Here is a 25,312-nt window from a genome sequence, read left to right as displayed (position 1 = left end):
GTGCGCAGGACCGAAACGGCCACGGCGAGCGCGCCGCGCCCTCACCTCACGGCCGGCATTGCGCCGCGCCCCTTGTCGACAGGAGGCGTTCGGTCACCCAGACGCCCTTCGCGTCCCTGGTCAGCGAGCTGGAGTAAAGGACATAACTGTCCGGTCCCGGCTCCGACACGTCGGCCTTCCCCGTTTCGAGGAACTTGTTGTACGCCTTGCTCTGATCCTCGCAATACACCAGGCGGGCCTTCCCCGGCCCCTCGTCGACCTCTACCTTGGCGTCGTAGACGCGGGTCAGGCCGGTCGTCCGGGCCTTGTGATCCACGAACGACTGGATGTACTTCTGGCTGTCGGCCGCAGCCGCGCCCTCGGAGTAGAAGCGGTAGGCGGCGTGTACGGGGTCCTGCTCCGCGATCGCCATCTCCACTGCCGCGATGCGCTGTTCGGAGTCGGCCAGCACCTCGTCCTCGAGCTTGTCCCCCGTGCGCCAGTCGAAGGAGAACTTCACGTCGGCCGGCAGCTCGATCTCCGGCCGCGACGCCCGCGCGGATTCCGAGGCCGAGGGGGAGGTGTCCGGGCGGGCCGGTGTCGGCTCCGCGCCCGCCACCGTCTTGTCGTCCTCACCTCCCCCGTCGTCATTGCCGCAGGCGACAAGTCCGGCCCCGCAGACGACAGCGGTCAGGACGTACGCGACCGATCGGCACTTCACAGGTCAACCCCCGTAACAACAACGACTCCAGAGCGCAGCCAACGTACCGAGGGCGACATGCGGGACACCAGGACCGCCAGGGCGTGCGAGCCGGGCAGCGCCTTTCCCGGCTCGCCCCTCCCGCGGCCCGTGCTCCCGTCCCGTGAACACCGCCCTGCGCGGCCCGTGTTAACGTCTGCGCGCCGTGCGTCCGCCCGCCGACCGAGGAGGTGAGTCCGATCAACGCTGCGTTCGACGCCGTGTCCGTTGTGACAGGTCGGGGCTTCCTCGTCGCCCTTCGCATGGTCGGGGAAGCGCCCGCGTGAGCCCGTGAGGATGGCTTGCCATGCGTTTCCTTTCTTCCGCGACTGCCCAAGAGGGCGTGCGCGAACAGTTCTTCTCGGTCGCTGAGGTTCCCGGAGGGCTGTGGACCCCCGAGGGAGCGGCCGGGCCCAGGCCGCTCGTGTTCCTCGGACACGGGGGTGGCCGGCACAAGACCGCACCGGAGATACGGGAGTTGGCGAGGCGCCTCGTGCGCCGGGCGGGGTACGCCGCCGTGTGCGTCGACGTGCCGGGGCACGGGGAGCGGCCGGTCGACCCGGTGTACGACGACCTCGCGCGCGCCAATCAGCGGCGCGTCGCCGAGGGTGCCGAACTCGCGCCGCTCATCGCGGAGTTCCAGGCCCTCGTGGCGCGGCAGACCGTGCCCGAGTGGCGTGCCGTGCTCGACGCCGTGCGGGAACTGCCGTACGTGGGCGAACGGGCGGCCGGTTACTGGGGCGTCTCGCTGGGCTGCGGTCTCGGCGTGCCTTTCGTCGCGGCCGAACCCCGGGTGCGGGCAGCGGTGCTGGGGCTCGGCGGGGCCGCCGCCAACGCGGCTGAGGCGGCGCGCGTCTCCGTGCCGGTGCGCTTCCTCCTGCGGTGGGACGACGAACGCGTGCCGAGGGCCGACGGCCTCAGCCTCTTCGAGGCCATCGGCTCCGCCGACAAGGCCCTGCACGCCCGCCCCGGCACGCACTCCGCGCCACCCGAGGAGTACGAACTCGACGACGACGTCCGGTTCCTGGTCCGCCACCTCGGCCCCCCGGCCGCCTGAGGGCGCGGACGGGGCCCGTCGCGCGTACGGGCCCCGTCCGTCCCGCTCAGCCGAACTGGCCCGGCTGGTAGTCGCCCGCCGGCTGGCGCGTGATGACGTTCATGCGGTTGTAGGCGTTGATGATCGCGATGAGGGCGACGAGGCCGCTGATCTGCTGCTCGTCGTAGTGCTTGGCGGCCTCGGCCCACACCTCGTCCGGGACGCCGCCGGCGCCGTCCGCGATCCGGGTGCCCTCCTCGGTGAGCGCGAGCGCCGCGCGCTCGGCCTCGGTGAAGACGGTCGCCTCGCGCCACACGGCGACGAGGTTGAGACGCGGTTGCGTCTCCCCGGCGGCGAGGGCGTCCTTCGTGTGCATGTCCAGGCAGAACCCGCAGCCGTTGATCTGGCTGGCCCTGATCTTCACCAGCTCGCCCGTCGCGGCCGGCAGCCCACTGCCGTCGATGACCGGCCCGGTCCTGGCGAGCAGCCCGGCGACCTTCCCGGCCACCGCGTTGCCGAACACATTGAGTCGCGCGTCCATGTCGTGCCCCCTGAGATTCTGGGTCCGTATCGTGCTCTCCCCCCTTTGACCGGGCAGCGCGCGAGAGTGTGACAGCGGCGGCGGACGTTTCGCGGGGCCGCCCGCCCCCGAGCCGTACCGGGGGGTGAAAGTCCCAACAACCAGGCCAGGAACAGCAGATCGGGAAAGTAGTCGGCTGCTGTACATTCCCCCCCATGACCGTGACTGAGCTGACAGAGAACCCGGAATCACGCTTTGGCGCGGTACTGATGGCGGCGGCCCGGCTCCCCGGTGTGCACATAGACAGGGCGGCGTACCTGCGCACGGCGCTGTCCCGTTCGTGCTCCGAGGAGCAGATCCGGATCGCGATCGACGAGACGCCGGCCGCGGCGGGCATCCCGGACGACGTGCTGGAGAAGGCCGCCAAGGCCGCCGTCGGCTACGAGACGGCGAAGGTGAGTACGCTCTCCGCCGCCGCCGGGATACCCGGCTTCATCGCTCTCCCCGCGACCGTGCCGGCCGACCTGGCGCAGTACTTCGGTCACATGTTGCGCGTGGCGCAGAAGCTCGCCTACCTCTACAGCTGGCCCGACCTCTTCTCGGGGGACGGCAAGGACATCGACGACGCGACCAGGGGAGTTCTCACGCTCTTCTTCGGCGTGATGGTCGGCACCCATTCGGCGAACGTCGCCGTGGGGAAGGTCGCGACGATGATGGCCGAGCAGGTGGCGAAGAAGCTTCCGCAGAAGGCGCTCACGCACGGGGTCGTCTATCCCGTCGTCAAGAAGGTGGCCACCCATCTCGGTGCGGAGATGACGAAGCAGACCTTCGCCAAGAGCGTGTCGAAGGCCATCCCGCTCGTGGGCGCGGCCCTCTCGGGCGGGCTCACCTTCGCGACGTTCCGGCCGATGGCCAAGCGGCTGCGGACCCACCTCGCCGGACTGGAGCTGGCGAAGCCTCGTCCGGTGGTGGCCGAAGGCGAGGGGTTCTTCGTGGTGGGCACCGGACAGAGCCCGGACGCGGTGCGAGGGACCCCTCTCACAGGTGAGTGAGTACTCACCCACCCGCGAGCCCCTTTCCCCGGGGTGAAGCGAGGGCCCGCCCGCCCGGTACGCGGGCAGACGGGCCGTACGCGTAACACCGCACCCGTTACACGCGAGTCGGGCCTCCTACGCGTAACACCACACCCGTTACACGCGCCCCCGACCCCATACGCACGAGCGCCCCCTACTCCCCGCCCCCGAACCCATACGCTCCCGCGATCAGTTCATAAGACCGCAGCCGCGCCTCGCCGCCGTGGGCGTTCGCCGTGAGCATCAGTTCGTCGGCACCCGTGCGCTTCTGGAGGTCGTCGAGGCCCTCGCGGACCGCGTCCGGGGTGCCGTGGACGATGTTCGCGAGCCAGCCGTTCACGAATTCCTCCTCCATGGGGGACCACTCGTGCGCCTCCGCCTCCTCCGGCGTCGGGACGAGGCCGGGGCGGCCCGTGCGCAGGCGGAGCATGCTCAGCGCGCCCGTCATGACCTGCCGGCGGGCCTCGCGCTCGTCGTCGGCGGCGAGGGCGGCGACGCCGATCAGGGCGTACGGCTCGTCGAGGACGGCCGAGGGGCGGAAGTTCTCGCGGTAGAGGTCGAGCGCCGGGATCGTGTTCTGCGCGGCGAAGTGGTGCGCGAAGGCGAAGGGCAGGCCGAGCATCGCGGCCAGCTGCGCGCTGAAGCCGGAGGAGCCGAGGAGCCACAGCGGCGGGCGGTGCGGGGACTGCACACCGCCGGGCGAGGTCGCCTGGACGGGTCCGGGGATCGCGTGGATACGGCGGTAGGGGTGGCCGTCGGGGAAGTCGTCGTCGAGGAAACGGGCCAGCTCGGCGACCTGCGCGGGGAAGTCGTCCGCGCCCTCGCCGGGGCGTTCGGTGCGGCGCAGCGCCTGCGCGGTCGCGCCGTCCGTGCCCGGGGCGCGGCCGAGGCCGAGGTCCACGCGACGGGGGGCGAGCGCCTCCAGGGTGCCGAACTGCTCCGCGATGACGAGCGGCGCGTGGTTGGGCAGCATGACGCCGCCCGAGCCGAGGCGGATGCGCTCGGTGTGGGCGGCGAGGTGGGAGAGGATCACAGCGGGTGAGGAGGAGGCGATGCCGGGCATCGAGTGGTGCTCGGCGACCCAGTAGCGGTGGTAGCCGAGCCGCTCGGCCGTCTTCGCGATCCGCACGCCGGTGGCCAGGGCCTCGCTCGCGGTGTGCCCGGCACCGACGGTGACCAGGTCGAGTACGGAGAGCGGTACGGGGGCGCTCCCCTGCGCGGTGCCTCGGATCTCGTCCACGTCGTCCACCGGTCATGCCTCCAGGTCGTGCGGTACTGCGGATACTCCGCCGCACAACAGGAGGGCCCCGCCGGTTATTCCCCGGGCGGTCCCGGCACCCACCCCGCCAGGCTCATCCCGCCCCCGCGCCGCTCACCCCACCACGGGCGGCTGCACGGTGAAGAGCGTGCCGAGCGCCGGTTCCCGCACCCGCCGCTCCGCGAGCCGCAGCGCCTCCCAGACGCTCACCTGGTTCGCGGTGAGGACGGGGCGCCCGGCGGCGAGCTCCAGTTGCGGGATGTGCGCGGCGGTGCGCAGGGCCGTGCAGGCGAGCAGGACGCCGTCCGGGCCGGGTTCCGCCGCTTCCCGTACGAGCCTCGCCTGCGCCTCCGCGTCCCAGGCGGCGGCCTCGGTGGGGCTCGCGGGGCCGCCCGCGACGGCCCGTACGACCTCGAAACCGGCGGCGCGCAGGTAGGCGGCGAGGGTCTCGGTCTGGGCCTCGCCGTACGGCGTCGCGAGGGATACGCGCTTCATGCCGAGTTCGCTCGCGGCGTTCACGAAGGCGGCGGCCGTGCCTGAGGCGGGGGCGCCCGCGTCCTTGGCGAGCCGGTCGGCCTGCCGTACGGCCTCGTCGGGGCCGCCGCTCGCGCTGCCGAGCGTCGAGGCCCAGACGACGGCCTCGGCGCCCGAGAGTCGCAGCTCCTCGGCGGCCTCCCCGGCGAGTTCCTCGCCCGGCCAGCCCGCCTCGCCGCCGCGCGCGGGGACGTGCACGAGCGGCAGCCGGATGTCGCTCGCGAGCGTCTGCTCGATGCGCGGGTAGTCGTCCTCCGCCGCGTGGCCGGGATAGAGAAAGCCGAGTGCGGTCACGTCACTGCTCCCTTGGGTACGGATACGGGTACGTACCCCCCGCCCAGGGGGTACGGGCCTTCGCCTTACCTGTGTGCGTCTGCCCGCTCACCGCCCGCCACACGTGCCCGTACCGGACTTCTCCGGCCTCGCCTCCAGGGTCGCGCGGACCGGGGCGGCACGCACGGCGAGGCCGCGACGAGCGGAAGATCCACAAATCTCCCTTGTATGACAACAGGAAGGTCACCCTCAGGCCACCATCGCATCACAGCCGCCAGGGCATCCGCATAGTTCTGACCGCTCGGGAAGGCGACCCCCTCGTATCCATGCGCTGTATCCATGCGCTGTACGACGCGGAGGTAACACACCATGGCCGAGTTCCCTCATCTGTCCCGCCGGGGCTTTCTGACCCGCACGGCGGCGGTCGGAGGCGCACTGACGGTGTCCGGTTTCCTCGCCGCGTGCAGCAAGACGGACTCGGGCGGCTCGGGGGGCGAGACGGGTCTCGCCAAGCTGAAGAAGCAGGGCTACGTGAAGGTCGCGTACGCCAACGAGGCTCCGTACGGGTACAAGGAGGACGGCAAGCTGAAGGGCGAGGCCCCGACGCTGCACGCCGCGATCTTCAAGGCGCTCGGTGTGCCCGAACTGCGGCCGACGTTCACGGAGTTCGACGGGCTCATCCCGGGCCTCCAGGCCGGTAAGTACGACGTGATCAGCGCGGGCATGGCGATCACCCCGGAGCGCTGCGAGAACGCCCTGTTCTCCGAGCCGGAGTTCATCTCGCCGACCGCGATGCTCGTCAAGAAGGGCAATCCGAAGAAGCTCACCGACCTCGCGTCCGCGAAGGCTTCCGGGGCGACGCTCGGCGTCATGTCCGGTGCGGTGGAGAAGAGTTACGTGGAGGGCGCGGGCATATCCGGCGGCAAGATCAAGTCGCTGCAGAAGCAGCAGGACGGCGCGGACGCGGTCAAGTCGGGCCGCGTGGACGCCTTCGTGCTCACCGGGATCTCGCTGCGCTGGCTGGTCAAGAACAACCCGGGCCTGGAGGTCGTCGCGCCCTTCGTGCCCGAACTCGACGGCAAGAAGCAGTACTCGCCGGGCGGCGCGGTCTTCCGCAAGGGCAGCGAGGAACTGCGCGACGCGTTCAACAAGGAGCTGAAGAAGATCACTTCGGACGAGACGGAGTTCGTGCGGCTGCTCAAGCCCTACGGCTTCGGCGCCAGCGAGGTGCCCCCGGCGAACCTGCGGACGGCGACGCTGTGCAAGGCGTGAGCTTCCCCGTACCGACCCCGCGCGCCGTCGAGGAGCGGTGGCGTGCGGCCCGGACAAAGGCCCTGATCCATGGGTGACTTCTTCTCCCTCTTCTTCGACAGCCTCGACGACGTCGGTTCCGGACTGTGGGTGACGGTGCAGGCGACCGTGCTCGGCGCGCTCGTCGCCTTCGCGCTCTCCTTCGTCTTCGGCTTCATGGCGAACAGCGGGCACCTGCTGGTGCGCGGCATTTCGCGGGTCATCGTGGAGTTCTTCCGGGGGACCTCGCTGTACGTGCAGGTCTTCTGGCTCTTCTACGCGCTGCCGCTGCTCACCGGCTACCAGCTCAATCCGCTCTTCTGCGGCGTCGTCGCCTTCGGCATCAACTACGGGGCGTACGGCTCCGAGGTGGTGCGCGGGGCGCTCAACGCCGTGCCGCGCGCGCAGTTCGAGGCGGCCGTGGCGCTCAACTTCTCGCCCGCGCAACGGATGCGGAAGGTGATCCTGCCGCAGGCGTGGGTGCAGATGATCCCCTCGTTCACCTCGCTGCTCATCATGCTGCTCAAGGCGACCCCGCTGCTCTGGCTCATCACCGCCGTGGACATCACGGCGGTCGTGCAGCAGATGCGTGACCGCACGGGGGCCACCGCGCCCGCGTACCTCACGCTCCTCGTCATCTACTTCGTCCTCGCCTACCTGCTCACGCTCGGCATGAACGCGCTGGAGCGCGCCGCGAAGAAGCGGCTCGGGCAGCACGAGGGCGCGCGCGGTGTGCTGCGCAGCCGCAGCGCGGAACCGGCTCTCGCGGGCGGGAGTGCCAAGTGAACTACGAATGGAAATGGGACGCGGTCTCCGACTCGTTCCCGCTCCTGCTCGACGGCTTCTGGACGACGCTGCTCGCCACCGTGCTCGGCTCGCTCGTCGCCGCCGTGCTCGGCCTGCTCGTCGCGATGGCGAGCCGGGGCCCGGCCTGGGTGCGGCTGCCCGTGAAGGCGGTCACCGAGTTCATCCGCTCGACGCCGCTGCTCGTACAACTCGTCGGCGTGTACACCTTCTTCGGCTCGGTGGACCCGCTCACGCTCGGCATCCTCGTGCTCGGCGTCCACTACGCCACGTACATGGGCGAGGCGTACCGCGCCGGGATCGACGCGGTGCCGAAGGGGCAGTGGGAGGCGGCCCGCGCGCTGTCGCTCTCGCCCGGGCGCACGTGGGGCGCCGTCGTGCTGCCGCAGGCGGTCCGCAACGTCCTCCCGGCGCTCGGCAACTACGCCATCGCCATGTTCAAGGAGACCCCGTACCTCGCCGTGATCACGGTGGGCGACATGGTCCTGCACGCCCGCGAGTACGGCTCCGACCACTTCGCTTACGCGGAGGTCTTCACCCTCGCGGGACTGATCTTCCTGGTGGCGAGCTACCCGACGTCGCTGCTGATGAGAAAGCTGGAGAAACGCCTTGGCCACTGAACCCGCGCAGCCGACCCCCACGGAGCCGACTCCCGCCCAGGCGGCCGACCAGAGCCCCGTACCGCCCGCCCGTACCGGGACGGGGCCGCTCGACAAGACGGACACGGGGGCCACGACCGCCGAGCTGATCCGTTTCGACAAGGTGGTCAAGCGCTTCGGCGACAACACCGTCCTCGACCACCTCGACTTCTCCGTCCGCAAGGGCGAGCACGTCACGCTCATCGGGCCCTCCGGCTCGGGCAAGACGACGATCCTGCGGCTCCTGATGACCCTGGAGCAGGTGAGCGAGGGCGTGGTGTGGGTCGGCGGGGAGCCGCTGAGCCACGAGCGCAAGGCGGACGGCTCGCTGAGGCCCGCGTCCGAGAAGTACCAGCGCCAGGCGCGCAAGAAGATCGGCATGGTCTTCCAGCAGTTCAACCTCTTCCCGAACATGAACGTGCTGCGGAACATCACCGAGGCGCCCGTCACGGCGCTCGGCGTGCCGAAGCCGGAGGCGGAGGCGCGCGCCCGCGAGCTGCTCGACCTCGTGGGGCTCGGCGACAAGGCCGAGGCGCACCCGACGCAGCTCTCCGGCGGGCAGCAGCAGCGCGTGGCGATCGCCCGCGCGCTCGCGATGAAGCCGGACATCCTGCTCCTGGACGAGGTCACCTCGGCGCTGGACCCGGAGCTGGTGGCGGGCGTGCTCGACGTCCTGCGGGACATCGCCCGTACGACCGACATCACGCTGCTGTGCGTGACCCACGAGATGAGCTTCGCCCGCGACATCTCCGACCGCGTGCTCATGTTCGACGCCGGCCGCATCGTGGAGTCGGGGCCGCCGTCGCTGATCTTCGGCGAGCCGAGGGAGGAGCGGACGCGGGAGTTCCTGCGCGCCGTGCTCTGATCCCGCGCGGGGACCGTCTTCATCCCGGCCCCGGATCGTCCTGGGAGGGGTCTCCCGGCCTTCGGGCTCGGCGGCCCCTCTCTCGGCATATGCCCCGGCCATATCCCCAGCCCACGGCCGCCCCGTACCGTGACAAGCTCCCAATCCTCCCAAGTACCACCCCCGCGCGCCCCCACCGCACTATCGTGACGGCAGTCGGGATTCGACCGGCCCACCACGCCGCCGCCAGGGGGACACCGTGCCTTCGACCTCCGTACCGCCCAGGACCCGCGCCCAGCAGTCGGTGCAGGACGCCCTGCGGGTGCTCGAAGCGCTCTCGCGCCGCGCGGGCGGTGCCCGCACCGCCGAGCTGACCGCCGAGACGGGACTCGACGCGGACCGGCTCGGCGCGCTCCTCGCGATGCTGTGCGGCCAGGGCTACGCGCGCCGGCTCGACGACGGCGGCTACGTGACGGGCGAGTCGCTCTCGCTGCTCGGCGGCTCCTCGCTCAACAGCGAGTTCGCGATCCGCGGCCACCTCCAGGGGCTCCTGGACCGGCTGCGCGAGGAGGTGAACGCCGCCGTGTACGTGGGCCGCTACGTGGACGGCGAGATCACCGTCACGAGCGTCGCCGACGCCCCCGAGACCCCGCGCGTCCACGAGTGGGTCGACTTCCGCTCGACGGGCCACGCGAGCGCGGTCGGCAAGGCGCTCCTCTCCCAGCTCGGCCCCGACGCCCGCCGCGAGCACCTCTCGCGCCATCGCCCGGCCCGCTTCACCGCCCGCACCATCACCGACACCCGCGCCCTCTTCAGCAGGCTGGAGGCGCAGACGCCTGTCGTGCCCGTGCTCGACGTGCAGGAGTACGCGGTCGGCACGGTGTGCGCGGCGGTCCCGATGAGCACGGGCCCGACGGTCGGCTGCCTCGCCCTCTCCCTCCCCGCCCGGCACGCCCACCGCCTCCACGCGGCGGCCGCCGCGCTGAGCAGGGGCTCGACCCCCGTCCTGCTCTCCCTGACGATCTGATCCGTACGTCCAGGGCGGCAGCTCCGGGTGGCAGCCCCGGGTGGTCGGCAGCACCCCGAAACCTTGGGTATGATTTCCGAGTCAGCAGGCGCCGCTAGCTCAGTTGGTTAGAGCAGCTGACTCTTAATCAGCGGGTCCGGGGTTCGAGTCCCTGGCGGCGCACCGACAGAGGAAAGCCCCCCGATCACTCGGGGGGCTTTCCTCGTGCTCAGGGCTTCGTCGCCAGCGCCACCGTCAGCGCCCGCACCATCGCGCGCCTCTCCGAGGGATCGTCCCCCAGCAGCCCCCGCTCCGTGAGCCCCGTCACCGTCCGTTCCACCGCGTCCAGCAAGGCCACGTGCGGGGCGGGTTCGGTGTGCAGGGGGCGGACGGTGTGGACCTTGAGGCCCACGGTCGCCGCGTCGACGGCGACCCGCGCGGTGAGCGCCGCCTCGTCCCGTACCGCCCCTGCGGCGGACTCGACCGCGTCGCACAGGTAGTCCGCCGCGTTCTCGACCGCGAAGGCGGCGCGGGCGGGGGCGGCGACCTGCCACACGACGAGCAGGGAGACCCGCTCGCCCTCACCCACCGCGAAGGGCCCCCCGCGCCAGTGCCGCAGCGCGAGGTCCACCGGGACGCGGCGCGGCAGCGGGTCGGCCCACACGAGCCCCGTGCGCCGCACCGTCCCCCGGTAGCGCCCCGCGAGCGTCAGGACGTGGGCCGTGCCGGGGCGGACCCGCTGCACCCCGGCCCCCGCGTACACCGCGAGCAGTCCGCAGCCGAGCACGAGCGCCGTCGCCGGCCAGGAGCCCGTGGCGGCGACCCGTCCGAGCGCGGCGAGCGCGACCGCGCCCGCGAGCGCGGCGACGAGGAGAGCGCTCCAGCCCGGGAGCGTGCGCGCGGGCCGCTCCTCGGGCACGGCGGGGCGCGGCGCGGGGGTGGACGGGGTCGTGTCCTCGCGCGCCGCCGGTACGGCCGGTGGCGTCGTCATCGCACGTCCCCGCCTCTGCCGCCCAGGAGGTACGCCCACGTCAGCGGCCCCGGGATGCCGTCCGCGCCCGCGCCGCGCCAGCCCTGCGCGCGCTGGAAGGCGGCGGTGGCGCGGCGGTCGGCCTCGGTCCAGCGCGGGCCGGGGCCGACCCGGTAGTACCGGCCGGCGCCACGCGCGACGAGCAACTCGCCGAGCCGCGTCACCCGCGCCCCCGCCTTGCCGGGTCCGAAGGCGGCGGTGCCGGGGAAGGCGCTCGACTCGGGGCCCCCGCTGCCGCTCGCGAGGTTCTTCGCGCGGTACGGGACGTACTGCGAGGAGTTGGTCCAGTACGCGTACGGCGTGGTCCGGCTCCGCGTGTGCGGGGGCGTCTGCTCGTACGCCGTGTACTTCGTGTGCGCGGCGTCCGCCCAGCCGCCGAAGAGCGTGACGTGCGAGCCGTCCTGGGGGTTTGCCGCGTTGTGGAAGAGGAGCATGTCCCCGGGCTCCAGCTCGTCCTTCGTGATGCGCTCGCCGAAGGAGGCGAGAGAGCCGGTCCACTGGTTGGAGCGCAGGTCCCAGGCCATGGAGACGAAGCCCGAGCAGTCCTGCCTGTACCCGTCCGAGCGGTACTCGCTCATGCTGTACGGGACCTTCGCGTCGAGCCACGTACGGGCCCGGTCGATGATCTCCTCGCGCGTGACGGTGCCGGGCGAGACCGCTGTGCCGTCGCCCCCCGTGTGCAGCGGCTCGGTGCTGCCCTGCGGGGTCCGGGGCCCCTCGGACGGGTCGTCCGGGTCCTCGGAGCCGCCGGGATGTTCGCCCTCCTGGGTGGCCGAGGGCTCGCGGGGCGCGGCGGCGGGGCGGACGGGTGCGGCGGAACGGGGGGAGGGACGGGTGGCGGAACGGGGAGCGGGACGGGTGGCGGTCGTCCCGCCTTCTCGCTTCGCCTCGCGCGGCGCCGTCGCGAAGCCGGCCTCCCGCCGCGCCTGCGCCTCGGCGGCGCCCGTCGCCCCGCGCCCCAACGCCGGGGCACCCGCCGCCCCGTCCCTGGTCCCCGCGGCCTCACGCCGCGCCTTCGCCTCGTCCGGGCCCGTCGCCCCGCGCCCCAACGCCGGGGCACCCGCCGCCCCGTCCCTGGTCCCTGCGGCTTCCCGCCGCGCCTTCGCCTCGTCCGGGCCCGTCGCCTCGCGCCGTACGGCGGGGGCCTGCGGCGCCCCCGGCCCGTACGCGCCGTTCGCATCGCGGGCACCCTCCGCACCGGGGCGCGCGTCGTGGGCCGCGACGCCCGGGGGCTCCGGGGCCGCGAAGGCCGGGGGCGCGAGGGGGGCGGCTCCGAGCACGGAGGTCGCGGCGGCGGCTACGGCGAGCACGGCCCGTACGCCGGACGCCCCCGTACGCCCGCGACGCCGCGGCGAGCCGGTGAGAGCGGCGGGGGCGCGCTCGGCGGCGCACCCGGGGCACGGGCAGGCCGCGCCTGGCTGGAACTCCTCGAAGACGGGACCGGTGATGAGATTCACGTCACACCCTCTGGGACAAAGCGGGGGAAATGTGTACAGACGTCAGTTTCCCAACGCCGTGGCGGGCCCGCATGTTGACGACTCGAATGCCGCATCGCCCCCGGTCACGGGCGTGCGGCCGCTCACTCCCCGCGGGTTGGGAGCACCCCCGGGCATCGGGTAAAGTTCCCGATGTCAGCAGGCGCCGCTAGCTCAGTTGGTTAGAGCAGCTGACTCTTAATCAGCGGGTCCGGGGTTCGAGTCCCTGGCGGCGCACCGACAGAAGAAGGCCCCCCGAGCGATCGGGGGGCCTTCTTCGCATGCACACGCGGCGACTCCCGTACGAGACCCATCAGCGCGCCCGCGCTCCCCGCACGCCCCCGCGCGCACCCCTACCCCCTTCCGCACTCCGATCCCCCATACCCCGCGCCCCTCATACACCCGTTCGGACGGTCAACCGTTCAGTTGTACTGATTGGCGGATATGCACGGTAAACACATCGTTTCGCCCTTGCGATCATGGCCGGTGGCGTAGAACTCTTTTCGAGTCGTCGCGGGGGGCGCGGGACGAACGGGGGCCATGCCGGGAGGGGCAGCGCGCGCCGCCGTCGCGCCGGAGAAAACATCCTTTGTCGTGCCGGAAGCGGCTCGCGAAGCCCACCCGGCCGAGCCGGCCGACGACAGCACGCGCCCGCAGGGGCGGCCGGAGGGGGCCGCGGCGGGCGAGGGAGAACGAGACCACGCGGCCCGGCGGCCGCGTGCGGGGGGAATGACTCATGACGCCGACCGGCGACGATCCGGCGCGCACGACGCGGCTCAGAGTGGAGCAGACCAGGACCGGCACCTTCCGCGGACTGCGCGGCGAGCTGCCCCGCTACGACTACGAGCACTACAGCCGGCTCGCCGGACCGCTCACCGAACCCGACCCGTCCCGCCCCTACCGCGTCCGCTACCGGAGCCTGATCGGCCAGGAGACGCACCGGCTGCGGGCCGCGCTGCTGCTCTGCGCCGCGCCCGTGCTCTCGCTCGGCCTCCTCGTGTGGCTGCTCCAGCCCGCGCACTGGACGGAGCGCGACTACCCCGCGTACGACTTCCTGCCGGTCCTCGACGTCGTGATGCTCGTCGCGATCGGGCTCATCGAGCTGTTCCGCTGCCTCAACGTGCTCTCCAACGCGCACGCGACCCTCGTCGCCCGCGATCCCGTGCCCGTGGTCCCCGAGACCGGGACGCGCGTCGCCTTCCTCACCTCCTTCGTGCCCGGCAAGGAGCCGCTGGAGATGGTGACGCGGACCCTGGAGGCGGCCGTACGCATCCGGCACCGGGGGGTCCTGCACGTGTGGCTCCTCGACGAGGGCGACGACCCGGAGGTCAGGGAGGTGTGCGCGCGGCTCGGCGTGAAGCACTTCTCGCGCAAGGGCGTCGCGCGCTGGAACCAGCCGAAGGGCCCGCACCGCGCGAAGACGAAGCACGGCAACTACAACGCCTGGCTCGACGCGCACGGCGACGACTACGACTACTTCGCCTCCGTCGACACCGACCACGTCCCGCTCCCCAACTACCTGGAGCGGATGCTCGGTTACTTCCGCGATCCGGACGTCGGCTTCGTCATCGGCCCGCAGGTCTACGGCAACTACGACAGCTTCGTGACCAAGGCCGCCGAATCGCAGCAGTTCCTCTTCCACGCGCTCATCCAGCGCGCGGGCAACGCCTACGGCGCCCCCATGTTCGTCGGCACCTCGAACGCCGTACGGATCGCGGCGCTGCGCCAGATCGGCGGGCTGTACGACTCGATCACCGAGGACATGGCGACGGGCTTCGAGATGCACCGCGCCCGCAACCCGCGCACGGGCCGCAAGTGGAAGTCGGTCTACACACCCGACGTGCTCGCGGTCGGCGAGGGCCCGGCCGCCTGGACGGACTTCTTCACGCAGCAACTGCGGTGGTCGCGCGGGACGTACGAGACGCTGCTCAAGCAGTTCTGGAAGGCCCCGTTCACGCTGCCGTTCGGGCGCTTCTTCAACTACACGATGATGGTCATCTTCTACCCGATGTCCGCGCTCAACTGGATTCTGGCCGCGCTGTCCTGCGCGCTGTTCCTCGGACTGGGGGCGTCCGGCGTCAATATCGACCCGTCCGTCTGGCTCATGCTCTACGGCAACGCGTCCGCGCTCCAGATCGGGCTGTACGTCTGGAACCGGCGGCACAACGTCTCGCCGCACGAGCCGGAGGGCTCCGGCGGGGTCGCGGGCATGGCGATGTCCGCCATGTCGGCGCCGCTGTACGCGCGTTCGCTCATGGACGCGGTGCTGCGCCGCAAGAGCCGCTTCGTCGTGACGCCGAAGGGCGACTCGGCGAGCCCGGACACGCTCCTCGGGACCTTCCGCGTCCATCTCTTCTTCCTCGCGGTCTTCGGCGGCTCGCTCGGCGCCTCCTTCGTGCTCGGCCACCACCACCCGGCGATGATCGTCTGGGCCTCGCTCGCGCTGCTCATCACGGCGGCGCCGATCCTGCTGTGGCGGTGGTCGCCGCGGCACGAGGGGGCGGAGGACGCGGCGGTAGGGGGCACGGGCGCCGCGAGCGGGGAGGGCGCCCCCGTACCCGTACCGCCACCGCCCGCGCCGCCCACCGCCCTCGTCGCGCCCGCCGCCGTCCCCGGGCGGCCCCGGAGCTCCGCGCGCGACCCGCGGCCCTCGTGGGCCGTCGCGGACGACGACAGCTCGGCCGTGCGGATCGGGGGGCGTGAGGCATGACGGACCGCGCCAAGCTGCGCCGGATGCGCCGGGTCGGGGTCGGGGCCGTCGTCGTGATCGCGGTCGCGGGGATGAACGCGCCCGCGATGTACCGCTTCGGCTCCGAGCGGTACCACCACTACGAGATCAACAGACCTGAGTACAAGGAGCGGAACGGGCACTGGGACGTCCTGAACTTCCCGAAGGAGTACCGGCAGAACACGATCCACGCCGCGCTCCTGCGCACCGGCAAGGTGCTGCTCATCGCCGGTTCGGGGAACAATCAGGACAACTTCGACGCGAAGAAGTACGACACCCGGATCTGGGACCCGGAGACCAACACGATCAAGAAGGTCCCGACCCCCGACGACCTCTTCTGCACCGGGCACACCCAGCTCGGCAACGGCAATCTCCTCGTCGCCGGGGGCACCAAGCGGTACGAGAAGCTCAAGGGCGATGTGAAGAAGGCCGGCGGCCTCATGATCGTCCACAACGAGGACCCCGACGCGCCGAAGACGATCAAGGCGGGCACGAAGTTCACCGGCAAGGACTCCGGCAAGACCTTCGTCGCGAAGGACCCCGCCGTCGTCGAGCGGGCGAAGAAGGTCTTCGACAAGAGGACGGGGAAGTTCCTGCGCACGGAGCCCGGCCTCGACCGCATCTACGTCGAGGCCGAGAAGGAGGGCAGGAAGTACGAGACGGGCTCGCAGGACAACTACCGCGTCGAAGGACTCAAGGGCGACGACCGGCGCAACGTGTACGGGATCGCTGAGAAACTCGCGCTCGACAAGAAGGACTTCCAGGGCATCGACGACGCCTTCGAGTTCGACCCGGTGGCCGAGAAGTACATCAAGGTCGACCCGATGCACGAGGCCCGCTGGTACCCGACGCTGACGACCCTCTCGGACGGCAAGGTCCTCTCCCTGTCCGGGCTCGACGACATCGGCCAGCTCGTCCCCGGCAAGAACGAGATCTTCGACCCGAAGACCCGCACGTGGACGTACACGAAGAAGGAACGGCAGTTCCCGACGTACCCGGCGGTCTTCCTGCTCCAGGACGGGCGGCTCTTCTACTCGGGTTCCAACGCCGGGTACGGGCCGGCTGACCAAGGGCGCGAGCCGGGGATCTGGGACCTGGCGTCGAACCGTTTCGACACGCTCGGGGGACTCAGCGATCCCGGCCGCATGGAGACCTCGGGCACCGTGCTGCTGCCGCCCGCGCAGGACGAGAAGTACCTCGTGATCGGCGGCGGAGGCGTCGGCGAGTCCGCGCAGTCGAGCAGGAAGACGCGCCTCATCGACCTCAAGGCTCCCAACCCCCGCTTCCACGAAGGGCCTTCACTGGAGAAGGGCACCCGCTACCCGCAGACCTCGGTCCTGCCGGACGACAGCGTGCTCGTCTCGGGGGGCTCCGAGGACTACCGGGGGCGCGGCGACTCCAACATCCACCAGGCGCGCCTGTACGACACGAGGACGAACACCTTCCGCCGCGTCGCCGACCCCGAGGTGGGCCGCAACTACCACTCGGGCTCGCTCCTGCTCCCCGACGGGCGCGTCCTCTTCTTCGGCTCCGACTCGCTCTACGCGGACAAGGCCAACAGCAAGCCGGGCACCTTCGAGCAGCGGCTGGAGGTCTACACGCCGCCGTACCTCTACCGAGGCGCGCGGCCGGGCCTCGGCAAGGGCCCGGCCGCCGTCGAGCGCGGGGAGACGGCGACGTACCCGAGCAAGCACGCGGCCTCGATCCGCACCGCGCGCCTCATCCGCCCGAGCGCTTCGACGCACGTGACGGACGTCGACCAGCGCTCGGTGGCTCTCGGCCTGAAGCGGAGTGCGAGCGGCATCGAGGTGACGATCCCGCGGAACCGGAACCTGGTGCCGAGCGGCTGGTACATGCTCTTCGTCACGGACGACCGGGGGACACCGAGCAAGGCGCGTTGGGTCGAAGTGAAGTAGCTTGGTGGGAGGGTGAGTTGGTTCGGGGTCCGGCGGGACCCCGAACCAACTCATCTGTTGTCAGCCGTTCTTCGCGAGGTCGAGGGCGTAATCGCCCCACCACTCCCCCGCCTTGGGACCGCCCTTGCACGTGCCGTCGGACTCCCCCGGCCGCTTCACCCACACGTACGCGTCCACGAGCGGATCGGCCGTCTTCGTCGTCGGCGGCTCGCCCAGCGCCCGCCCCGGCGGATTGCACCACCGCTCGCCCGGATCGCCGTCCCTGGAGGGCCCGTTGCCGTTGCGGCTCGTGTCGACGAGGAAGTGCTTGCCGCCGACGAGGCGGGACAGGTCCTTGCCGTACGCGATGCTCCGCTCCGTCGTCTCGAAGTTGGAGACGTTGACGGCGAAGCCGTCGGCCGCGCCGATCCCGGCGCGCTCCAGCGGCTCGGCGAGCGCTTCGGGGCGCTGCCAGCCGGGATTGCCCGCGTCGAGGTAGACGGTGGTGTGCGGGAGCGCGCCGAGCTTCTCGATGGCGCCTTTGAGGAGGTCGTACCGCTCCTCGTGGAACTCGTCGGGGGTGCAGCCGTCCACGAGGTGCAGGAGCGCGTCGGGTTCGAGCACGACGGTCGCGGGCCCGTCGCCGATACCGGTCGCGACCTCGTCGATCCAGGCGCGGTACGCGTTCCCGTCCGCCGCGCCGCCGCCCGAGTACTGGCCGCAGTCGCGGTGCGGGATGTTGTAGAGGACGAGGAGGGCGGTACGGTCGGCCCGCGCGGCGGCCTCGGTGAAGCCGCGCGCCTCCTCCCGCGCCCCCTCGGGGGTGAGCCACTGGCCGACCGGCTCGCGCGCGATGCGCTCGACGAGCCGCGCCTCGGTCTCCTTGCCGTCCGCGCGGTACCCGGCGAGCGCGGTGGCCGCCTTGCCGCGCGGGTTGACCCAGTACGGGTCGTGGTCCTTGGGCCGTTGCCCTACCGCCGTGCTGGTGTCGTGCGGCTTCGGGTCTTCCCCGCCCTTGTCGCCGCCGCCAGAGGAGCACCCTCCGAGCACGGCCGAGGCCACGAGCACCCCGGCCACGGCTCCGCGCCACCCACGTGCGTCACTGCCGTACATCCACTCCCCCTAGGGTGTACCGGTGAGGCTCCAATCCTGACATAGCGGGATGCCTCGCCGGGATCGCCGGCCCGAATCGCCCGGGAAGCACGGGAGTTGGCCGGAATGGGCAAGGCACCTGCTGGTGCGGGCGCGAGGGACGCGGCGGGAGGGGGCGCGGGCCGCGCTCGACCGGGGTCCCCGTGCCAAGCCTCTCGGGGTTCCGCGCCGCGAAGGCCCCCGCACCGGCCTCGCGTGGGTTCCGCGCCGCGAAGGCCCCCGCACCGGGCCTCGCGTGGGGTTCCGCGCCGCGCTCAGCGGGCTCCCGCCCCGTGGCTCCCCGCGACTCAGCGGCGGCCCCGGCGCAGGACGCCGAGGGCGACGACGAGCGCGGCGGTCGCGGCGAGGAGGAGGCCGACGACCGCCTGGGCCGTGCTCGGGCCGGCCGCGCGAGCGACGGGGACGGCGGCGGCGTGCTCGGCGGCGTCACGGTTGGCGGGGTCGGAGGCCTCGCGGGCGGCGGGGGCGCCCCGGTTTACGGGCTCGGCGGCACCGTGGTCCACCTGGGCGGCGGTGGTGCCGTGGTCCACCTGGGCGGTGGTGCCGTGGTGGGCGGGCTCGGGGGCGTGCGCCTGGCGGGCGGTGCGCGGGGGCCGCGGGCCGTTCGGGTCGCGCGGCGCGCAGGAGCGGGAGGGGTACGGGGCCGGGGTGAACCCGGCGTCCGGGGAGTCCGGGCGGGTCAGGCACGCCCCGGCACGTACCACCGGCCGCTCCGTGGCCCCGCTCGCCGCCGACGCCGCCCCCGCCGTGCCGAGCACGGCCGCGAGCAGCACCGTGGCACACAGCGTGACGCGTGACGAACCCATGGTGGACCTCCCTCACACAGGAGGGTGCTGCCCCGGCCCGCGCGGCGCATCCGCTGCGCGCGTGGCGTTCCCCCGGGCGGGTGAAGGAACGTATGCGCGAAGGGTGAGAGGAGGCTCGTGCGTTTGCCGCACGGGGGTGCGCGCCCACCCGGTCGCGCGGGGCGCCGCCCCGGTCACGTACCGCCCCCGAGCCCCGCCCCGGCTACCTGCCCGCCGTCCGCGCACCGGACGTGTCCTCGGTGGCCGACACGAAGTCGATGTCCTGCGTGACGTTCCCCACGACCTTGCCGTGGACAGTGGCGCGCACGTTCACTCGCACGCCTTCCCCCGCCCGCTCGACATGCCGGTCGCTACTCAAAGTGAGATAGCGCGTCGAGTAGCCCGTGGGCACTTCGAGGGAGGTGGTCCCACTCAGCCCTCCGGTGCCGGGCCCCTTCGCGAGCTCGACCGGTGTGCCGGGCCCCTCGACGGGGTCGTCACTCACGCCGAGCCGCCACTGGTCCGTCGTCAGCGCGGGCTGGTGGAGCGGCGTGACCCGGAATGCGAAACGTGCGTCGAAGGGTACGTCGCCGTCGTTCTTGAACCGGAACGGCAGGCGGGCGGGCTTTCCCCGCGGAATGTCCTTCGGCGCGACGCTCATCTGGAAGTAGCGCGCCACCGCCGGCACGGAAGCGCTGGGCCGGGGTTTACCGTCGCCCCCGTCGCTCCCACACGCGGTGACCACCACGAGCGCCGCCCCTGCGGCGAGCAGGGACCGGATGTGGCGCTGGCTCATCGTCTCTCCCGAAGTCGGCTGCTGTGCACGTACGTTGTCCCGCCGCTCCCTCCCGTGTCCGCCCCGGGCGGCACGCGCTCCCGACGGCGACCGCGGTGGGGGGACGGGTGACCGCGGTACGCGTGCGGCGAGCCGCGTCAACCTTCCGGCACAGTACGTGACTTCATCTCCTAGGGTCTGTCGTCAAATTCCCGTCGTCGCCCGGAGGGCGGCCGTGCGGCGTCAGGCGCGTGCTCTCGGCGTGCCGCCCCCAGGCCCTCGTACTGGACGTACTTGGGTCTGGGGGCGGTGCGGCGAGAGTGCGTGCATGGCGTCGCACGGCAGACGGGAATTTGACGACAGGCCCTAGCCCGCGTCGATACGGCTCGTCGTGGAGGCGTGGCCCAGGATGCCGTTCTGCCCCTTCTTCGCCTTCGGGTACACCATCCACAGCCCCAGTTCGGCGTGGCCGAACCGCTCCCCCAGCGAGGACGTGGCCTTGAGCCGGAAGCGGTACAGCCTCTCCCCCTTGGCGGGGACCGTCGCGACTTCCCGCAAAAGGACGTCGTTCCTGGCATCCGCGTCCGGGTTCGCGGACGAACTCCCCTCGGCGTCAAGGGGCTTCCATCCATCACCGTCGAAATACCGCGCCGCGAAGCCGGGCACCCCGTCCGTCGCCTCGCAGGGCTTCTCGTCCTCCTGTCCCTTGCCGACGCAGAAGAGTTCCGCTCGCGCCTGAGCACCCTGGAGCGTGCCGGGCAACAGGTTGCGGACGCGGAAGGTGTACTCGGTCCAGCCGGTGCGGGAGAGCGGGGCAGTCGTGCCCCCCTCGCGGGCGGGCAGGACGGTGACCGCGGGCAGGGGCTGCTCCCACGTGGAATGGACCAACTGCCCCCTCCCGCCCAGGCTTCCGCTCACCTTCAAGGTCTGGAGAACGCCGTCGGGCTCGAAACCGGGCGTGATCCGCCAGAAGCGCCGCACGGTGCCGTGGGGCACGTTCACCGGAAGGCTGCCCCGCAGCGTGCCGCTGCGGACGGAGAGCGCGAGCCGCTTCCACGGCGCGTCGTCGGCGTCGCGGTACTCGACCTTGAGCGCGCTCTGCCGGGGCAGCGCCAACCCCACCGCTTCGAAGCTGAGCTCAAGGGGGACCCGCGTGATGGACCGGCTGCTGTTCTCGGTCGCGACCTGGAGCGCCGTGGACTTTCCCGGGACGAGGTCTCCCGTGCTCACATCGAGGGACACGTGATCGGACCACCGGGCCTCCGGGGGCGCCTCGGAGTCCTCGTCGCCGTCGCCTCCGCACGCGGTGGCGAGCAGACAGAGCGCCCCTGCCAGAACCATGACCTTGACGCGGTGACCATTCATCCGCACGACCCCCCGAACTCCTCCGCGGTCAGACGCATTACCCCGCGCGCCCCGCCCGACGGTATCGAACCCTGTGGGGAGACAGCACCGGCCCTTTCGGCGGCGCGGTAGCCGCGGCCTGCGAGGGCATGAAGAGCGTCGACACCTCGCAACTGCCCGCCTGCTGGAAGGGCTCGCGAGAAGGCGTCAACGCCATTCTGCAACAGGCCCGTTCGACCCGCTCCAGCGTCCGCCAGGCCGCCGAGCTACCGAGCCGCCGAGCCGCCGAGCTACCCGGCCGCCGGTCAGACGCGGTCCACCAAGTCCGCGATGGAGTCGACCACTTCGGTCGGGCGGAACGGGTACTTGTCGATGTCCGCGACCGTCGTGAGCCCGGTGAGGACGAGGAAGGTCTCCATCCCCGCCTCCAGGCCCGCCAGGACATCCGTGTCCATCCGGTCGCCGATCATCGCCGAGGACTCCGAGTGCGCGCCGATCGCGTTGAGTCCCGTGCGCATCATGAGCGGGTTCGGCTTGCCGATGAAGTAGGGCTCCTTGCCCGTCGCCTTCGTGATGAGCGCGGCCACCGAGCCCGTCGCGGGCAGCGCGCCCTGCGGCGAGGGACCCGTGTTGTCGGGGTTGGTCGCGATGAAACGGGCGCCGTTGTTGATCAGGCGGATCGCCCGGGTGAGCGCCTCGAAGGAGTACGTACGGGTCTCGCCGAGCACCACGAAATCGGGGTCCGCGTCGGTGAGTACGTACCCCGCCTCGTGCATCGCGGTCGTGAGTCCGGCCTCGCCGATGACGTACGCGGTGCCGCCGGGGTGCTGCGTGTCGAGGAACTTCGCCGTCGCGAGCGCCGAGGTCCAGATGTTCTCGACCGGGACCTCCAGGTCGATGCGCTTGAGCCGCACGTGCAGATCGCGCGCGGTGTGCATCGAGTTGTTGGTGAGGACGAGGAAGGGGCGTCCCGAGTCGCGGAGCTTGCGGATGAACGCGTCCGCGCCCGGCACCGGCACGCCCTCGTGCATCAGCACACCGTCCATGTCGGTGAGCCACGACTCGATGTGCTTGCGCTCTGGCATGGGCGGTACTCCTGGCGGCTGCGGGGGCGGACGGGACCGGTGCGGCCATCTTATGCGGCGCTTCTCGCCCGTTTCCCGACCAGGTACGACCAAACCTGGCCGCCCCCGCGACCGCGCCCCCGCACCGCCCCGAGGCACCCCCGTCGCACCCTCCGCTCCCCTCCGCCCCCGCCCCGCCCTCACTCCTCGGCCGGCAACCGCCCGAACAACGGCGCCAGTACGAGCTGAGCCGCCCCCTCCGCGACCAACCGGTCCCCGCCCCCCGCCGCGCCGTCCCCCGCCGCGCCGTCCTCCGCCTCCGCGAAGCCCCCCGCCGCCCCGCTCACCCCATCCGCCACACGCACCCCCACCGCCTCCGTCCCCGTCCGGCTCGCGCGCGCGTCGAGCGCCGCAGCCACGCCCCGTACGAACGCCTCCGGCGCCGCCGCGATCCGGTGGCCGCCGAGCAGGATCAGCTCGACGTCGAGCAGGCCCGCCAGGTTCGCCGCCGCCGTGCCGAGCACGCGCGCGGCCTCCGCCGTGTCCCCCGCCGCCAGCGCCGCCAGGCACAGCGCCTCGACGCAGCCGCGGTTCCCGCACACGCAAGGGGGCCCGTCGAGCCGTACGACCTGGTGCCCCAGCTCGCCCGCGCCCGTGCGCGCCCCCCGGTACAGGCGCCCGTCGAGGACGAGCCCTGCGCCGAGCCCCGTCCCGAGGTGGAGGTAGGCGAAGGCGCGGGCCTCGCCCGCGAGCGCGCGGCCGAGCGCCGCCGCGTTGGTGTCCTTGTCGAGCACGACGGGCAGCCCCAACCGCTCCGTGAGCGCGGCGGCGAGCGGCAGGCCGTCGAGCCCGGGGAAGCCGCTGACCTTGTGCAGCACACCCGTACGGTGATCGAGCGGACCGGGCGCGGCGAGCCCGGCGCCGAGGAGGAGCGGGGCGTCGTCGTCCCCGGCCCCTCTCCCGTCCCCCACCTCCGCCATCGCCCCCGCGACCACGTCGAGCAGTTGCCCCGCCCCCCGCCCGAGGTCGAGCGCCACGCGCCGCCGCGCGAGGACGCGGCCCGTCAGATCGGTCCGTACGACCAGCACGCCATCCCGGTCGAGGTGCACCCCCAGCGCCTGCACCGCCCCGCGCACGAGGCGCAGCGCCGTGGCCGGTTTGCCACCCGTGGACTCCTGCCGCCCCGCGGCGGCGAGCAGACCCCCGTCCCGCAGCCGCCCGGTGATCTTGCTGACGGCCTGCACGGTGAGACCGGTGCGGCTCGCCAGTTCCGGGCGGCTGATCCCGTCCCGCCCGGCGCCGCGCACAAGGTCGAGCACGAGCGCGGTGTTGTGCCCGCGCAGGTCAGCGAGCCGGACGCCGCCCCGCCCACCCGTCTGTCGCGGTCCCTCGGCCACGCCGCTCACCCCTTGCCTCCTGTGTCGTGCCGGTGCGTGCTTGCACTTATTCAACACTGTTGCGAAAGTGGCCCGTATGAGTGGCCCGACCTCCTCCCCCAGCGAACCCCTCCCCGTCGCCCTGATCGGCTACGGCCTCGCGGGTTCCGTCTTCCACGCCCCCCTCGTCGACGCGACCCCGGGGCTGCGTCTCGACACGATCGTCACCCGTAACGAGGACCGCCGCGCGCAGGCGCGGGCCGAGTTCGCCGGGGTGCGGTTCGCGGACACGCCCGAGGACGTCCTCTCCCGAGCGGGCGAGTACGGGCTCGTCGTCATCGCCTCGCCCAACAAGACCCACGTCCCGCTCGCGCGCGCCGCGCTCGAAGCCGGGCTCCCCGTCGTCGTCGACAAGCCGGTGGCGGGCACGGCGGCCGAGGCGCGCGAGCTCGCGGCCCTCGCCGAGCGGAGCGAACTGCTCCTGTCCGTCTTCCAGAACCGCCGCTGGGACAACGACTTCCGCACCCTGGCCAGGCTCGTGGACGAGGGCGCGCTCGGCGACGTGTACCGCTTCGAGTCGCGCTTCGAGCGCTGGCGCCCGCGGCTCAAGGGCGGCTGGCGCGAATCAGGCGACCCGGCCGAGTTCGGCGGTCTCCTCTACGACCTCGGCAGCCACGTCGTCGACCAGGCGCTCACGCTCTTCGGCCCGGTGACGCGCGTGTACGCCGAGTCGGACGTGCGGCGCCCCGGCGCCGCGGCCGACGACGACACCTTCCTCGCGCTCACGCACGCCTCGGGCACCCGCTCCCACCTGTGGGTCTCCGCGACGACGGCGCAGCTCGGGCCGCGCTTCCGGGCCCTCGGCTCGCGGGCCGGGTACGTGAAGTACGGGCTCGACCCGCAGGAGGCCGCGCTGCGCGCCGGCGAACGCCCCGGGGGCGGGCAGCCCTGGGGGACGGAGCCGGCCGAGCTGTTCGGCAGGCTCGGCGCGGGCGAGTCCCCGCTGACCGGCGGCGGCGAGCCCGTACCGACCGAGCCGGGCGACTACCCGGCGTACTACGCGGCCGTCGCCGCCGCCCTGCGCGAGGGCGCCCCGAACCCGGTCACGGCCCGGCAGGCCGCCGCGGCACTCGACGTCATCGAGGCGGCGCGCCGCTCGGCGGCCGAGGGCGTCACGGTGGAGGTGTCCCGATGAGCGTCCTGCCCGCCACGGCCGAGGAGGCCGCGGACCTCCTCGCGCAGCAGAACCGCCTCGAACTGCCCACGTACACGCACGACGACGCGTGGGACCTGGGCTGCACCCTCGTCCGCCGCGCGCGCGAGAGCGGCGCCCCGGTCGCGATCGACCTGCGGCGCGGCCTCCAGCAGGTCTTCCACGCGGCGCTGCCCGGCTCGACGGCGGACAACGACGACTGGCTCGCGCGCAAGCGGCGGGTCGTCGAGCGGTACGGCGAGAGCTCCCTGCTCGTCGGCACCCGCTTCCGCGCCAAGGGCACGACCTTCGAGGACGCCTCCCGCCTCGACCCGTCCCGCTACGCGGCCCACGGCGGGGTCCTCCCGGTCCTGGTCCGCGGCGTCTCGGGCCCGGTCGGCACGATCGGCGTCTCGGGCCTGCCGCAGGTGGAGGACCACGCGCTGGTGGTGGCGGCGCTGGAGGAGTACTTGGCGGGGCGGTAGGGGGCCGGGGGGCGGGG

The 25,312-nt window shown here is 72.5% G+C and carries 23 protein-coding genes and 2 tRNA genes; 13 read left to right on the top strand and 12 right to left on the bottom strand.

Annotated elements, in window-relative coordinates:
• Positions 1-46: 46 nt before the first annotated feature.
• Positions 47-700: a hypothetical protein gene (locus ACIP4O_RS12130; protein ID WP_401574255.1), complete on the bottom strand. Its 654-nt coding sequence runs from the start codon at positions 698-700 to the stop codon at positions 47-49.
• A gap of 325 nt (positions 701-1,025) precedes the next feature.
• Here ACIP4O_RS12130 and ACIP4O_RS12125 point away from each other — a divergent pair, with 325 nt between their 5' ends.
• Positions 1,026-1,775, top strand: a complete 750-nt coding sequence (locus ACIP4O_RS12125; RefSeq protein ID WP_401574253.1) for a dienelactone hydrolase family protein — start codon at positions 1,026-1,028, stop codon at positions 1,773-1,775.
• Positions 1,776-1,821: 46 nt separating this feature from the next.
• Here ACIP4O_RS12125 and ACIP4O_RS12120 read toward each other — a convergent pair whose 3' ends face one another.
• Positions 1,822-2,295, bottom strand: coding sequence for a carboxymuconolactone decarboxylase family protein (locus ACIP4O_RS12120; protein ID WP_401574250.1), 474 nt, complete (start codon positions 2,293-2,295; stop codon positions 1,822-1,824).
• 194 nt (positions 2,296-2,489) lie between these two features.
• On the opposite strand from ACIP4O_RS12120, the gene ACIP4O_RS12115 reads away from it, so the two are divergent.
• Positions 2,490-3,326: a hypothetical protein gene (locus ACIP4O_RS12115; RefSeq protein ID WP_401574248.1), complete on the top strand. Its 837-nt coding sequence runs from the start codon at positions 2,490-2,492 to the stop codon at positions 3,324-3,326.
• Positions 3,327-3,501: 175 nt separating this feature from the next.
• Here the strand turns inward: ACIP4O_RS12115 and ACIP4O_RS12110 are convergent, their stop codons facing one another.
• Positions 3,502-4,596 (bottom strand): LLM class flavin-dependent oxidoreductase, encoded by a 1,095-nt coding sequence (locus tag ACIP4O_RS12110; protein ID WP_401574246.1) that lies wholly within the window; start codon positions 4,594-4,596, stop codon positions 3,502-3,504.
• 123 nt (positions 4,597-4,719) lie between these two features.
• Positions 4,720-5,433: a decarboxylase gene (locus ACIP4O_RS12105; RefSeq protein WP_361332093.1), complete on the bottom strand. Its 714-nt coding sequence runs from the start codon at positions 5,431-5,433 to the stop codon at positions 4,720-4,722.
• Positions 5,434-5,781: 348 nt separating this feature from the next.
• Here ACIP4O_RS12105 and ehuB point away from each other — a divergent pair, with 348 nt between their 5' ends.
• The 6 genes from ehuB (at position 5,782) to ACIP4O_RS12075 (ending at position 10,177) form a co-directional block, all read left to right on the top strand.
• Positions 5,782-6,684 carry an ectoine/hydroxyectoine ABC transporter substrate-binding protein EhuB gene (ehuB, locus tag ACIP4O_RS12100; protein ID WP_401574243.1) on the top strand — a complete coding sequence of 301 codons (903 nt, stop codon included), beginning with the start codon at positions 5,782-5,784 and terminating at the stop codon, positions 6,682-6,684.
• A gap of 69 nt (positions 6,685-6,753) precedes the next feature.
• Positions 6,754-7,488 carry an ectoine/hydroxyectoine ABC transporter permease subunit EhuC gene (gene ehuC / locus ACIP4O_RS12095; protein WP_401574241.1) on the top strand — a complete coding sequence of 245 codons (735 nt, stop codon included), beginning with the start codon at positions 6,754-6,756 and terminating at the stop codon, positions 7,486-7,488.
• The gene (ehuD, locus tag ACIP4O_RS12090; RefSeq protein WP_361332098.1) at positions 7,485-8,126 is read left to right on the top strand and encodes an ectoine/hydroxyectoine ABC transporter permease subunit EhuD; all 642 of its coding nucleotides are present in this window, start codon (positions 7,485-7,487) and stop codon (positions 8,124-8,126) included. Before ehuC ends, ehuD begins: the two co-directional genes overlap by 4 nt.
• The gene (ehuA, locus tag ACIP4O_RS12085; RefSeq protein WP_401574239.1) at positions 8,116-9,009 is read left to right on the top strand and encodes an ectoine/hydroxyectoine ABC transporter ATP-binding protein EhuA; all 894 of its coding nucleotides are present in this window, start codon (positions 8,116-8,118) and stop codon (positions 9,007-9,009) included. Before ehuD ends, ehuA begins: the two co-directional genes overlap by 11 nt.
• A 283-nt stretch (positions 9,010-9,292) precedes the next feature.
• Entirely contained in the window at positions 9,293-10,015 is a 723-nt protein-coding gene (locus ACIP4O_RS12080) for an IclR family transcriptional regulator (RefSeq protein ID WP_401574933.1), read from the top strand.
• Between the two features lie 88 nt (positions 10,016-10,103).
• Positions 10,104-10,177: transfer RNA gene (locus ACIP4O_RS12075), tRNA-Lys, on the top strand.
• Positions 10,178-10,223: 46 nt separating this feature from the next.
• Here ACIP4O_RS12075 and ACIP4O_RS12070 read toward each other — a convergent pair.
• Both ACIP4O_RS12070 and ACIP4O_RS12065 read right to left on the bottom strand, forming a co-directional pair.
• The gene (locus tag ACIP4O_RS12070; protein ID WP_401574237.1) at positions 10,224-10,985 is read right to left on the bottom strand and encodes a hypothetical protein; all 762 of its coding nucleotides are present in this window, start codon (positions 10,983-10,985) and stop codon (positions 10,224-10,226) included.
• Complete coding sequence (locus ACIP4O_RS12065) at positions 10,982-12,481, bottom strand: peptidoglycan-binding protein (RefSeq protein WP_401574235.1); 1,500 nt, start codon at positions 12,479-12,481, stop codon at positions 10,982-10,984. Before ACIP4O_RS12065 ends, ACIP4O_RS12070 begins: the two co-directional genes overlap by 4 nt.
• A gap of 181 nt (positions 12,482-12,662) precedes the next feature.
• On the opposite strand from ACIP4O_RS12065, the gene ACIP4O_RS12060 reads away from it, so the two are divergent.
• The 3 genes from ACIP4O_RS12060 to ACIP4O_RS12050 all read left to right on the top strand — a co-directional run bounded on the left by ACIP4O_RS12060 (position 12,663) and on the right by ACIP4O_RS12050 (position 17,143).
• Positions 12,663-12,736 (top strand) — tRNA-Lys (locus ACIP4O_RS12060).
• 499 nt (positions 12,737-13,235) lie between these two features.
• Positions 13,236-15,209, top strand: a complete 1,974-nt coding sequence (locus ACIP4O_RS12055) for a glycosyltransferase family 2 protein (protein WP_401574233.1) — start codon at positions 13,236-13,238, stop codon at positions 15,207-15,209.
• Entirely contained in the window at positions 15,206-17,143 is a 1,938-nt protein-coding gene (locus ACIP4O_RS12050) for a galactose oxidase-like domain-containing protein (protein ID WP_401574231.1), read from the top strand. Before ACIP4O_RS12055 ends, ACIP4O_RS12050 begins: the two co-directional genes overlap by 4 nt.
• Positions 17,144-17,203: 60 nt before the next feature.
• On the opposite strand, the gene ACIP4O_RS12045 is transcribed toward ACIP4O_RS12050, so the two are convergent.
• The 6 genes from ACIP4O_RS12045 to ACIP4O_RS12020 form a co-directional block, all read right to left on the bottom strand.
• Complete coding sequence (locus ACIP4O_RS12045) at positions 17,204-18,235, bottom strand: glycoside hydrolase family 6 protein (protein ID WP_401574229.1); 1,032 nt, start codon at positions 18,233-18,235, stop codon at positions 17,204-17,206.
• Between the two features lie 326 nt (positions 18,236-18,561).
• Positions 18,562-19,080: a hypothetical protein gene (locus ACIP4O_RS12040; RefSeq protein ID WP_401574227.1), complete on the bottom strand. Its 519-nt coding sequence runs from the start codon at positions 19,078-19,080 to the stop codon at positions 18,562-18,564.
• A gap of 202 nt (positions 19,081-19,282) precedes the next feature.
• Complete coding sequence (locus ACIP4O_RS12035) at positions 19,283-19,855, bottom strand: hypothetical protein (RefSeq protein WP_401574225.1); 573 nt, start codon at positions 19,853-19,855, stop codon at positions 19,283-19,285.
• A gap of 345 nt (positions 19,856-20,200) precedes the next feature.
• Positions 20,201-21,199, bottom strand: a complete 999-nt coding sequence (locus ACIP4O_RS12030) for a hypothetical protein (protein ID WP_401574932.1) — start codon at positions 21,197-21,199, stop codon at positions 20,201-20,203.
• Between the two features lie 284 nt (positions 21,200-21,483).
• Positions 21,484-22,263, bottom strand: coding sequence for an HAD-IIA family hydrolase (locus ACIP4O_RS12025; protein WP_361332114.1), 780 nt, complete (start codon positions 22,261-22,263; stop codon positions 21,484-21,486).
• A gap of 179 nt (positions 22,264-22,442) precedes the next feature.
• Positions 22,443-23,648: an ROK family protein gene (locus ACIP4O_RS12020; protein WP_401574223.1), complete on the bottom strand. Its 1,206-nt coding sequence runs from the start codon at positions 23,646-23,648 to the stop codon at positions 22,443-22,445.
• Between the two features lie 67 nt (positions 23,649-23,715).
• Between ACIP4O_RS12020 and ACIP4O_RS12015 the strand changes: the two genes are divergently transcribed.
• Together ACIP4O_RS12015 and ACIP4O_RS12010 are read left to right on the top strand one after the other, a co-directional pair.
• Positions 23,716-24,813: a Gfo/Idh/MocA family oxidoreductase gene (locus tag ACIP4O_RS12015; RefSeq protein ID WP_401574221.1), complete on the top strand. Its 1,098-nt coding sequence runs from the start codon at positions 23,716-23,718 to the stop codon at positions 24,811-24,813.
• Positions 24,810-25,295, top strand: coding sequence for a heme-degrading domain-containing protein (locus ACIP4O_RS12010; protein WP_401574219.1), 486 nt, complete (start codon positions 24,810-24,812; stop codon positions 25,293-25,295). Before ACIP4O_RS12015 ends, ACIP4O_RS12010 begins: the two co-directional genes overlap by 4 nt.
• Positions 25,296-25,312: the final 17 nt, after the last annotated feature.

Origin of the sequence: Streptomyces sp. NPDC088923 (assembly GCF_044749745.1) — a bacterium.
Lineage (GTDB): Bacteria > Actinomycetota > Actinomycetes > Streptomycetales > Streptomycetaceae > Streptomyces.
The sequence above is the reverse complement of the archived record's forward strand: the minus strand, read 5'-3'. Positions and strand labels throughout refer to the sequence as shown.